The organism is Microbulbifer maximicatervae (SeqCode) (genome assembly GCF_052467325.1).
Genome location: NZ_CP174310.1, coordinates 4,501,746 through 4,514,093 on the forward strand (window position 1 = coordinate 4,501,746; position 12,348 = coordinate 4,514,093).

Annotated in this window: 7 protein-coding genes; 4 read left to right on the top strand and 3 right to left on the bottom strand. The window is 48.7% G+C overall.

The features are described from left to right. Positions 1-91: 91 nt before the first annotated feature. Entirely contained in the window at positions 92-2,152 is a 2,061-nt protein-coding gene (locus ACJJIE_RS20125) for a M13 family metallopeptidase (protein ID WP_444892763.1), read from the bottom strand. A gap of 150 nt (positions 2,153-2,302) precedes the next feature. Continuing rightward, positions 2,303-3,523, bottom strand: coding sequence for a TonB family protein (locus tag ACJJIE_RS20130; protein ID WP_444892764.1), 1,221 nt, complete (start codon positions 3,521-3,523; stop codon positions 2,303-2,305). A gap of 345 nt (positions 3,524-3,868) precedes the next feature. Here ACJJIE_RS20130 and ACJJIE_RS20135 point away from each other — a divergent pair, with 345 nt between their 5' ends. The 4 genes from ACJJIE_RS20135 to ACJJIE_RS20150 all read left to right on the top strand — a co-directional run bounded on the left by ACJJIE_RS20135 (position 3,869) and on the right by ACJJIE_RS20150 (position 10,279). After that, the gene (locus ACJJIE_RS20135; protein WP_444892765.1) at positions 3,869-4,579 is read left to right on the top strand and encodes a Crp/Fnr family transcriptional regulator; all 711 of its coding nucleotides are present in this window, start codon (positions 3,869-3,871) and stop codon (positions 4,577-4,579) included. A gap of 344 nt (positions 4,580-4,923) precedes the next feature. Then, positions 4,924-6,129: an efflux RND transporter periplasmic adaptor subunit gene (locus tag ACJJIE_RS20140; protein WP_444892766.1), complete on the top strand. Its 1,206-nt coding sequence runs from the start codon at positions 4,924-4,926 to the stop codon at positions 6,127-6,129. Continuing rightward, positions 6,126-9,275, top strand: a complete 3,150-nt coding sequence (locus ACJJIE_RS20145) for an efflux RND transporter permease subunit (protein ID WP_444892767.1) — start codon at positions 6,126-6,128, stop codon at positions 9,273-9,275. The genes ACJJIE_RS20140 and ACJJIE_RS20145 overlap by 4 nt, the downstream gene beginning before the upstream one ends. Positions 9,276-9,358: 83 nt before the next feature. Then, complete coding sequence (locus ACJJIE_RS20150; protein WP_444892768.1) at positions 9,359-10,279, top strand: phosphoribulokinase; 921 nt, start codon at positions 9,359-9,361, stop codon at positions 10,277-10,279. 70 nt (positions 10,280-10,349) lie between these two features. Here the strand turns inward: ACJJIE_RS20150 and ACJJIE_RS20155 are convergent, their stop codons facing one another. After that, complete coding sequence (locus ACJJIE_RS20155) at positions 10,350-11,267, bottom strand: hypothetical protein (protein ID WP_444892769.1); 918 nt, start codon at positions 11,265-11,267, stop codon at positions 10,350-10,352. Between the last annotated feature and the right edge of the window lie 1,081 nt (positions 11,268-12,348).

Here is a 12,348-nt window from a genome sequence, read left to right on the forward strand (position 1 = left end):
ATTGGTACGATAGATTAGGGGTTGTTGAGGGAGAGGTAGAATTGTTCGAGGGGAAACCTGGCCGCATGGGCGGCCAGGTGAGGGCACCGATTTACCAGACAGTTACCCTTTCCTCTTCAGGCAGGTACATACCATCGCCTTCCTTAATATCGAATGCTTCGTAGAAAGCATCGATATTTGGCAGTACGCCTTTCACACGATATTCAGCGGGGGAGTGGCTATCTACCTTCAAACGGCCACTGAGGGCTTTATCGCGCATCTTGCTGCGCCACACCTGAGCCCAGCCCATAAATACCCTTTGATCGCCAGTAAAGCCGTCAATAACAGGTGCTTCTTCTCCATCTAAAGACATTTTATAAGCTTTATAGGCAATTCCCAGGCCTGATAAATCGCCAATATTCTCGCCCAGGGTCAGCTCGCCGTTGATGTGCTCACCCTCAAGCGGCTCGTAGGCGTTGTACTGAGATACGAGCTTGCTGGTCAGCTGCTCAAAATTGTCACGATCGGAGTCGGTCCACCAATTGTTGAGATAGCCGCGCCCATCAAATTTACTGCCTTTATCATCGAACCCGTGCCCAATCTCGTGGCCGATCACACCGCCGATACCGCCGTAGTTGACTGCATCGTCTGCACTCATATTGAAGAATGGTGGTTGTAGAATGGCTGCGGGAAACACAATTTCATTCATGGCTGGGTTATAGTAAGCGTTCACTGTTTGTGGGCTCATACTCCACTCGCCGCGGTCGATAGGTTTGCCTAACTTATTACGCTCATAAGAGGATTCAAACAGTTTGGCTGCGAGTACATTACTAACCAGGTCGTCGGTGCTAACAGTTAAATCACTATAATCACGCCATTTATCCGGGTAACCAATTTTGGTGGTGAAATTGTTAAGCTTAAATAGAGCCTGCTTTTTTGTATCCTTACCCATCCAATCGAGGGATTCGATAGAATCGCGATATGCGGCTTTGAGATTGTCAACCAGTACGATCATGCGCTCTTTAGCTTCGGGCGGGAAGTGTTTTTCTACATAGCGCTTACCGACCAGCTCGCCTACAGAGCCATTGACGAATTGCACGCCGCGTTTCCAGCGGGGTTCCATCTGTTCGATACCGTGAACAGTGGTGCCATAGAAGTTAAAGCGCAGTTGTGCGATTTCGTCATGCATGTAGGGCGCCATTGCATTGAGTACTTTAACTTTCAGATAGCGCTTCCAGGTTGCCAGTTCAGTATTGGCAATAATCTCATTGGCCGCTTCCAGGTACTCAGGCTGGCCGACAATAAAACTATCTGCCTTCTTCAATTGAGCTTTGGCCAGGTAGCTGTCCCAATTTACAGCGGGCATTAGCTCTTTAAGTTCAGCAACAGTTTTCTTGTTGTAATACTTTTCCGGGTCTCGGTTATCAACGCGGCTGCGATGGTGTTTTGCCAAGCTTTCCTCAAGTTTGAAGATCTTGTTAGCAAAGTCGTCAGCTTCTTTAAGTCCTGCGAGGTCTTGAAGATCAGTGAGGTAGGTTACATAGGCTTCGCGGAGTTTCTTACTCTTCTCAGTGTCCTCGAAGTAGTAGTCGCGATCAGGGAGTCCAAGGCCTGCCTGCCACAGAAAGGTCATGTAGTTTTCTACTTGTTTCAGGTCCTGCCAGATACTTCCACCAAATGGTACATCGTAGCCGACGGTATCCGCATAGGCGAAGAAATCGGTAAGATCCTTGCGGTTTTTAATTGCATCGACTTTGGCGAGTTCGCCGGATACAGCGGAAAGGCCTTTTTTCTCGATCAGCTTTTTATCCATAAAGCTGTTGTAGAGATCTCCGATTTGCTTGGCATCGGCGTCCTTGGCTCCTTGGCTGGCTTCCATAATCAGAGCTTTGACTTGCTCGGTACTTTGATCTCTCAGAATAGAGAACCCCCCCCAGCGGGACTTGTCCGCAGGGATCTCAGTATTCTTCAGCCAAGTGCCATTTACATAAGCAAAGAAGTCGTCCTGGGGACGCACACTGGTATCCATGGCATTTAGGTCAATACCTGAGGAGAGCTTTACCTGTTCAATGGAAGCTTTACTGTTAGTGTGGTCATGAGCGACTGCGAAGAGGGGAGCCTGGACTCCGATCAGGGTACCAGCGATAGCGAGTGGTAATAGTAATTTTTTCATCTTTGCTCTTTTGGCTGAATGTCCGTAGAGCATACTAAAAGCAGGGGGGAGCCTGGGCAAGGGGGCTGCGCCTAGCGGGGGATAGGGGGTGTTGAAGTGAGTTGAACTCTCCAAGCCCTGTTGAGCAGAGCTTGGAGTTTAGGTGTCTTACTAGTCTGGTAAGCGGAATGTGATAGGAATTGAAAAATTGTAGCTATCAGCACCTAATTGCATAGGTACACCAGGGTAAGGCTCCGCTCGGCGAACGGCAGCTTGGGCTTCTCGGTTGAGACTGGAGAAGCGGGACTCCTGGATCGGTTGGATATCTATCAACTGTCCCTGGGAGCCGATCGTCACATTTAAGCGAACACTACCTTCCTGGCCTCGTTCTTGGGCCCTTTTGGGGTAGCGAATGTAACGGAAGGTGTGGCGCAGTAAGCTGGAATGATAGATTTGACGTGCTAGGATCATATCAGCTGTCAGTGGAGCTTCTTCCTCATTTTCCATCATATCCTCTGTATCGGCAGCTAATGCCGGGCCACCTTCAGGGGATAGGGTAATCAGTTCAACTTCATCCTCAGCCTGTGTGGGAGCAGCTTCCTCCAGTTGTGGATTCTGCTCATTTGCCCCTTCAGGACTTCCTGTACCAGATGGCACTGCAGCAGCAGGGGCAGTTGCCGCAAGGGCTAGCGTAGGAGGGGGCAGATCGGCTATTTGAATAGCAGGTTTCGGTACTGAGGTTTCAGCTGGAGCTTCCTCGACTGCTGCGGTTTCGGCTTCCTCTCGGCTTATTTTCTTGAGCTGTAATTCTGCAACTCGCTCACTTGTCGGGGCGAGGGCCTCGAAAGTGGTTACCAGATTGCCCGAGACTTGGCCTGCTGATAGCAATCCATCTTTGAAGTCGGTGGATGGGGGGACAGGACCAATCCAGGCTCGAAGCAAGGTATTGAAGAAATCGGGGTCGGCAATCTCTCCAAGGCGAATACTGTTAAGGGAGATTGTTGTCGAGCCGGTATCGGCGGCGAACTCGATACTCAATTGATCACCGTGAGCAAAGCGCCCGTTAAACAGATTGGCAAAGGTCACCATGTTTTCTGCCTGACCGCTGAGCGTATCGCCCCGGTTGTTAATGGCAATGGCTTCCATCCATTGATTGCGGAGTCGCCGCGCCGGCAGACTTTTGGTGATAACACGAACCTCCAAGCGCCGAGGAATGTTGTTATCGAGTAATGTAGTGGAGTCTCGGGTCAGGCTTTCAGAGTAAATTGCAGCGATATAAATATCTTTATTAAACTGCTTTTCTAGTGCTAGACCATTTAAAAGTGGTGCTGCTTTTGCGGCCAGAGCAAATGTAACCACCCAAAGAGAGAGGACAATTTTTATCGATTTCATTGTTCTACGGTGTCTCAGTAGCAAGAGCAAAATGTTCCGCTATGTAAGAATTCAGGGGCCCCAACCCCAATGCACACAAGTCAGATTAAAAAGTGCGCGCCCAAAGCTTGTGGGAGTACAATGTGCTACCCACTGCGCTTAACTCTACTGTAACTGGAACGGAGTTCAACCCTGATAGGGACAGACTGTCCTCATTCGCCCAAGATAATGGGGCTGTAAAGAAACGATTATCACACCTATAAACAGGTGTGATAGGTCGATATCGTTTAGAATGGCGCTTTGCAGAGTGGCTGAGGTCACTCTTTGCTCGAAAATGGAATAGTTTTCACTAAATTTGAATTGTGCATGGAAATTAAACCTCTTAGTGAGTATCCACGGGATGCTGTGGATCGTCTTCTCAATGTCATTCACCTATTTCGGGATATTCGTGCCTCAAGTGAGTGGCAATACGATGTATTGCTAAAGCGCTCCCGGTTGGTCAGTCTTCAGTCGGGTGAACAGCTGCTGCGTGCGGGGGATGTGGATCAATGGGTCTACTTCTTACTACGCGGCGAGTTACATGTGAAGGTGAGTAGTCCCTCAGCTGAGGAGGCATCGGGAAATGAGCGTCCTTTGGCGGTAATACGCCCGGGAGAGTTGTTTGGTGATTTGTCGATGCTATTAGCGGAGCCCCGCAGTGCCGATGTATTTGCCGCGAATAATAGCCAGGATACTCAGGTTCTGGGCGTTGATTGTACGCTGTTTGGTGACCTGGAAGACTTATCACTTTTACAGTTGCCGGCAAAGCTGGTCTTCTACCGGAACATGGTGCATTCATTGCGCTGGAAGCTTGAGGTCTATAGGTCCAAGTATCCGGGGCATCAGTTAGCGAATAGCCATAGGAAGCTGAAGCTTTATACGGGACCAAAAAACAGCCGGGAAGAGTTACTTGCCTTAGCGGAACAGGCGAAAGCTCTGGCTCAAATTCTTCTGGACTGGAATGCGGAGTTTGGTTCTGGCGAGCTGGTTGATGATGAATCCGACATGCTTGGATTTCTGGAATCAATGCTATCGTAAAGATTTCCCGCTCAAATCAAGGGCGGGAGAATTATTTTCTCGCTCCTGGCTGCTATCCCTCCTCTCTGTACTTATTTTTATTGGCACATGTGTGCACCTTTCTTAAAGAGTGTGAACTACCTGCTGATTCCAGTCTAAATTAATAGATCACGCGTATATTTCATTTGCCTGATATTAACCACGTATTTGTGGACAAAATTTGAGTAGGACACAGAGGAGCTTTTTATAAGTCGCTGTGATTGTGTAAAAATCGCTTCGCTTCAAGTTGTTATCGCAGATCCCTTCAATTGGATTTAAGACTCCTCTTGCGATAGCGCATCATTGCCCAACAGGTTTAGTAAGTTATGAATGTATTGGCATCAATCTGGTCGAAGCGCAATTACCGAATGGCAATTATTGTATCGGTGATCGCTATTTTATGGCTGCTGAGTGGGCAGTTATTCTCCGGTGCAGAGGATGAGCAGTCAGAATCTAAAGAGGTAACTGCCAAGAAGCCAGAGCCTGAATTGCGAATTCAAGCCCAAATCATTGAGTCCAGCCCATACGCCACTCAGATACTAGTGAATGGGCGTACTGAGGCTAACCGGCATGTACGTCTGCGCGCTGAACTGGATGGCATTATTGCTGCACTTCCAGTTGCGGAAGGGCAGACAGTTAGACAAGGGGATGTCATTTGCGAAATCGAGGCTGAAGATCGCATTGAGCAACTGGCATTAGCTGAAGCGGCAAAACGTAAAGCAGAAATAGACTTTGCCGGTGCTGAGAAACTTAAGAAAAAAGGATTGCAGTCGGATACAGCAATGGCCCAGCAGCAAGTTGAGCTTGCCCGAACCAAGGCGGAGTACACACGTGCCAAAGTGACGGTAGAGAAACTGCAAATTCGTGCACCATTTGCTGGAGTAGTGAATAGCCGAGCGGTGGAGCTGGGAGATTTTATTCGCCGGGGAGAGGAATGCGCGACCATTCTTGACTTGGATCCCATCTTAATTGTTGGCGAAGTTTCAGAGGATCAAGTGGGGAGCCTTGTTGAGGGAGGGCCGGCCAGAGCCCAATTACAAAGAGGGCTGTTAGTAGACGGATACCTCCGTTATATCAGTCAACAGGCGCAGGAAATTACTCGGGCTTACCGAGTGGAGGTAGCAGTAGATAATCCAGGTAATCAACTTCCTGGAGGTTTGAGTGGTCAGCTGGTCCTCCCGACCGGTGAAATTACGGCCCACCATATTAATGCCTCTCTACTCACGCTGGATGATAGCGGTGAATTGGGGGTGCGGACTCTCAATGATAAAAACCAAGTGCAATTTATCAATGTTTCATTGGTTGGGGATGGTGATGGCGGCGTCTGGGTTTCTGGACTGCCCGACACAGTCACTCTGATTACCGTGGGACAAGAATATGTCACTACGGGAGATTTGGTTCGTGCAGAAATACTGAAAACTGGGGAAGAGTTTTCCCGGGAGAACCAAGCGAAGGAAGCTTCCCCGGTAGATTCTGCTGAGGTGACTCCGGTATCCGAAACTTCAGTGATTCCCGAGGGGGATTCGCGATGAAGCTGTTGGAAAGCGCTGTTCAGAGAAATCGCAGCACAATATGCCTGATGCTGCTGATTGTTTTAATTGGCATAGTTGCTCGGGCAGCGATGACAATTGAATCAAGCCCTGAGGTGAACCCCCCATTTGTAATTGTACAGGTCACTCACGAGGGAATTTCCCCAGAGGATGGTGTACGCCTGCTGGTCCGCCCTCTGGAGAAGGAAATTCGTGCGGTGGAAGGGGTCGTCGAGGTGATTGCTGTCGCCCGGGAATCCCTTGCATATATCGTGATTGAATTTGATTCTGCCATTGGTGTAGATGATGCCGTCGATGATATTCGCAATGCTGTAGAGCGGGCCAGGGCTGAGCTGCCCCGGGATGCCGACGAACCCACTGTGGAGGAAGTATCCGCTCAACCTTTCCCCACCATCGTCGTTACCCTATCCGGCGAGCAAGTGAATGAACGGGTTTTACTGCGCTCAGCTGAATTGCTTAAGCGGAAGATAGAGAGTATCCCTGAGGTGCTCGGCGCAGATCTCCATGGTAATAGGGAGGAGGTCGTTGAGGCAGTGATTGATCCGGTGCGACTGGAGCACTATCAGATCACCAGTGCGGAGTTAATCAACGCGGTATTGGGGAACAATCTGTTAATTCCAGCAGGGGAGCTGGAAACCAATCGGGGCCGTTTTTCAGTGAAAGTCCCTGGGTTGATTGAGACCGCTCAGGATGTTTATGAAATTCCGCTCAAGAAGTCACGCGATGGGGTTGTGACCTTGGGTGCTGTTACAGATATTCGCAGAACCTTCAAGGATGCAGTGAGCTACACCAGTATCAATGGTCGCCCGGGGCTCGCTATTAATGTTGAAAAGCGCAACGATGCCAGTTCTGTCGATGTCGCAGATCGAGTCCGGGAAGTTGTTCAGGCTGAATTTGGTGTTTTGCCACAGGGAATTACGGTTGAGTTTGTTTTTGACCAATCTGATTTCGCACGGGATATGGTCAGTGAGATGCAGGGAAACATCCTGACCGCGATGCTACTGGTAATGATTATTGTCGTTGCCGCGCTCGGCTTTCGCTCGGGAATTCTGGTGGGGCTGGGAGTGCCCTTCTCTTTACTGTTTGGTTCCATCATCACCTGGTATCTGGGTTATTCGTTTAACTTTATGGTGATGTTCGGAATGTTGCTGGCCCTCGGTATGTTAATTGATGGCTCCATTGTGATTACCGAGTTTGCCGATCGGAAAATGGCTGAAGGCTTGTCAGCAAGGGAGTCCTATATTGCATCAGTCAGCCGGATGTTCTGGCCGGTAGTTGCCTCAACGGCGACTACCCTTGCGGCATTTTTGCCGATCATGCTGTGGCCTGGAGTGGTGGGAGACTTCATGCGTTACCTGCCCGTTACAGTGTTTGCAGTATTGGCGGGGTCACTCTTGTACGCCCTGTTTTTTGCTCCTGTGCTGGGTTCACTGTTTGGCAAAAGTGCAATGGATGCCTCTACTCGTAACTACCTGAGCCAGTTAGAGGATGGCTTACCTCGAGCCCTGCCTGGAATTACCGGCTGGTATGCGCGTATTCTTGAGAAGGTTCTTCAGCGCCCCCTGGGAGGGTTCTTAACCACTATTGCCATTCTGGTTGCCATCTTTATTGGCTTTGTCAATTTTGGTGCGGGTGTTGAATTTTTCACGGATACAGAAGAGCAATATGGCAATGTAGAAATTAGGGCCCAGGGCAATTTGTCCATGGAGGAGAAAAAAGCCCTGGTGGTGCAAGTGGAAAGAGCCGTGCTTAGTGTGCCTGAGGTCCGAATAGCTCACACTACTATTGGTTCTGGCGGAATTTCTGGAAATTCTGATCGTTCCCCAGATCAAATCGCCAATATGTTAGTGGAGCTTTATCCCGCAGAGGAACGCGAGCGGCGGAGCCGCGACATTTTTGCTGATATCCGTTCCCGCACCTCAGATTTTGCTGGAATTAAAGTAACCGCAAATGTAATGGAAGGAGGACCGCCGGTAGGCAAGGATATTGTTCTGGAGTTGCGCAGTCAGAACTATGAGCAGCTACTGCTGGAAACCTGGCGGCTGCACCGTGCAATGGAGGAAATTGGCGGGTTGCGAGATATTGTAAACACCGCGCCACTACCAGGTATCGAGTGGGAAGTGAAAGTCGATCGAGCGAAGGCTGCCCTATATGGTGCCGATCTAACTGAAGTTGGCAGGGCGGTGCAGTTGGTTACCAATGGCGTCCGGGTTGCAGAATATCGACCCGATGATACGGATGAAGAAGTAGATATACGTATCAGGTACCCCAGAAGTGCCAGAGGCATAGCCGCGCTCGATCAGCTAAAAGTTAATACCGTGCAGGGTACCGTTCCGATTAGCAGTTTCGTACATACGGAAGCCATGCCCAAGGTCGATAAGATTGAGCGAATCGACGGAATTACTCGCATGCAAATTAAGGCTGATGCGCAAGAGGGGATTCTGCCGGATGACAAAGTGAAGGAAATAAGGAAGTGGTTGCAGACTAATCCGGTGGATAACCGGGTTGAGCTGCTATTCCGTGGGGCGGATGAGGAGCAGAATGAGTCTTTTCAATTCCTCGGCATAGCCTTCCTCCTGGCTCTGTTTTTAATGTTTATCCTGTTGGTAACACAGTTCAACAGTTTCTATCAGTCTTTATTGGTACTTTCATCTGTGATTATGTCCACTTTGGGGGTGATGCTTGGTCTGCTAATAACACAAAGCACCTTCAGTGTGATTATGACTGGGGTGGGTATTGTGGCGCTGGCTGGAATCGTGGTGAACAATAATATTGTACTGATAGATACCTATAATTTCGTGCGTATGAATGAGCCGAGCCTCACGCCAACGGAAGCAGCAGTAAAGGCATCGACACAGAGGTTGAGACCGGTCTTTTTGACAACGGCAACAACTATCCTCGGGTTGTTGCCCCTGGCGCTAGGCGTCAGTGTGGATATGGTCGGACGCAATATTGTTGTCGACGGAGTGATAGCCTCTTTTTGGGTGAAGCTAGCCAGTGCAATTGTTTACGGGCTTACCTTTTCCACTTTGCTGACGTTATTGGTCACACCCATTATGTTAGTACTACCGGGCCGCTCCAAGAAGAGGGGTAATCCAGAGGGGGTTATTGAGTCGGTAACGAGTTAGTGACGGCTATATAAGTACTGTAATCATACTTAGTGATCACAAAATTCGGGGGCTTAGGCCCCCGTTTTTATAGCAGGGAATTTATGAATAAGGCTAAATGGCCGAATGAAGTTTTAGAGCGTAGTGGACAGCTTAAGGAGAGTTTATCGGGGCCTTTTAAGGAGCTGTTGCGTGAGCACCAATTACCATGCGATTTCCTCCAGGTACTCGAACAAATTTTTCTTCCCCTCGGAGTTTGGGTACTGACTCGCCATAAGCGCAGTAATCCATTATTAATTGGGGTTAGCGGGGGGCAGGGTACCGGCAAGTCGACCTTGGCAGATGTGTGGCAATGTATTTACCAGGCGATGGGCTATCGCTGCTGTGTTTTGTCTCTGGATGATATCTATTTAACGCTGGAACAGCGCCGCAAGCTGGCTACACAGGTACACCCTTTACTCGAAACTCGTGGTGTGCCGGGAACCCATGATATCGGCTTGGGAATCAGCACGCTCAAGGCCCTGTGTGCAGCCAATACTGATTCCGCTATCGCATTACCTAGGTTTGATAAAGGACGTGATGATCGGATCCCTGAGCACTTGTGGCCCGTATTCAAGGGGCAAGTTGATGTTGTTATCTTCGAAGGATGGTGCCTAGGGGCCAAGCCTTCAGAAGGGCATGAAGGACCGCTCAATGAACTGGAGTGCAGGGAAGATAGTACTGGCGAATGGCGAAATTATGTTAATCAACAGTTGGAAGGTTCTTATCGAGATCTTTTTTCGCTTATCGATGTATGGGTGATGCTCAAAGCGCCGAGTATGGAATGTATCGTTGAGTGGCGTAAGTTACAGGAACATAAACTCAGGGTTCGCTCCGGAATGGGGATGACAGATCAACAAATTGTTCAGTTTGTACAACACTACGAAAGAGTGACGCGGAGCTTACTAGAGGATATGCCGGGTTGGGCAGATTGTGTTATTGAGTTGGGGGAGGAGCATCAGGTGAAGGGCTTGCGGATGCAGTAAGATCTGTTTAAACCCTGGCGAGGCCAGGGTTTAAACTAACTGAATAAATCAGTTTTACTTAAGCGCTGGCTTACTTAGCCTTGGGCGGACGACCGCGACCGCGCTTTACAGGAGCAGCTTCAGTTGCTGCTGCGGCTGTGGCTTCTGCTTTTTTGGGGCGCCCTGGCTTTTTCTTAGCGGCTTCCGCTTTTGCTGGGCGACCGGGCTTCTTTTGTGCGGATTCTGCCTTAGGTGGGCGGCCACGACCGCGTTTTACAGGAGCAGCATCAGTTGCTGCGGCGGTTGCGGTCTCTGCTTTTTTGGGGCGGCCGGGCTTTTTCTTAGCGGCTTCAGTTTTTGCTGGGCGACCGGGCTTCTTTTTGGCTTCAGTGGCGTCTTTTTTGGGACGGCCAGGCTTTTTCTTAGCTTCTTCGGTCTTAGCGGGACGACCAGGCTTCTTCTTGGCTTCTTCAGTTTTAGCTGGGCGGCCGGGCTTTTTCTTAGCTGCGGTGGCTTTCTTCTTGTCAGCAGCAGCGGCTTTTTTAGCGGCAGCAGCAGTTTTCTTCGCTTCGGCAGCGGCTTTTTTCTTTTCAGCAGCAGCCAGTTTCTTAGCTACAGCAGCTTCTTCTTTAGCGACGATCTTAGCTACCTGAGAAGCCAGCTTGTTGGCGGCTTTGATTTCAGCCAGTGCATCTTTGGCTTCAGTTGCGGCAGTTTTGGCTTCAGTTGCAGCAGTTTTAGCTGCAGCGGCGGCTTCACGTGCTTTTTTCAGCTGTTGCTGTTGAGCAGCAGTCTTTTTCTTAGCTCTAACAGTCGCTACTTTATCTTGAGTAGTTTTTGCTTTAGCAGCAGCCTTCTTGGCACTGTTTGCCAATTTCTCGGCTTTGACAGTCAGGTCTTTTTCCTGCTTAAGGCGGGCAGTTTCCAGTTTAGCGGTAAGGGAGCGTAGCTCCGCTTCCATTTTTGCGACGTCGCTGGTAGCGACTTGAGCAGCTTTTTTAGTAGCCATTTAAATATCCCTGCAAAATGAATTGTTTTAGTAAGTGGGGGCATTCCTATCAATTATTCTCAGCCATCTTTAACGGAATTAGGCACCGTCCAAGATGCATGTTTTCGGCAGAAAACAATTGATAGTGAGTCCCCCCAAGCTAGCGGCGCTAATTGCAGCTTATTTGTATACCTAATTGCAAGTCCTTTAGATGGTTTTTTTCTATTTAATGTAAAAAAAATGGCTTTTTTTTACATATTTTTCAAATGGGGGCCGTTTGAACTGTGTTTTTGATCTTTTTGGGAACTTGAAAGCACTCATTACTGGTGATTCTTTAACTTCAATATTCCTTGTATCAAGTCAGTATCTGTGGCGTTAAATAGTTGAGTAATTTTGTAAGTTTTATGAACCTGTTGGTTTAGTTGTTTTGGCTTTTATAGTTGGATTTTGATAGTGGCAGATAGTTTCTGTTCATCAATTAACAGAGAGCCGGATTAACAAAACTTAACTGCGAGCTTTAGCCTGCGACAAATAGCAGGCAACTTCCATAGCTGGTTGTGTAACCTTGCGTATTGAAGTGTGATATTCAAATTGCGGAAAGTTGGCAAGTGTCAAGATGTCAGAGACAGCTTGAGTCCTATTGCCGTACCCTGGTATTTAGTAAGGAATTAAAAACTGGGGGAGAACTCACACTCATGTACGGGATCTAGTGCCCCGTATATAAGTACCAACCGGTTGGGGTATTTGGGGGCTTGGCTGCCGGGATCTGCCATTGCTGCTGCGAGGTTTACTTTTACATGGCGGAAAGTAAACCAGTGATAAATCTAGTTATAACCATGTATATAATGGGACGGAACTGTATTAGTTTGTGCTCTTCAGTCGAGGCCTTTTTAATTACCGAGAAAGCGAGCGCTTGGTCTCCAGTCATTTGTTTTGCTATCACGTGACATCCCTGCTAGTCATAAAAGGAGTAGAGGGCAGTTATTCAGAGGCAAGTAATACCAGAAGCTATTTGAATGCAGTCCTGATTATCCGTACGTTGATCAACAATCTTAATGATATTTTTATGGGCAATGCTTCTGCTTTGGAGTGGCTGCTCTTA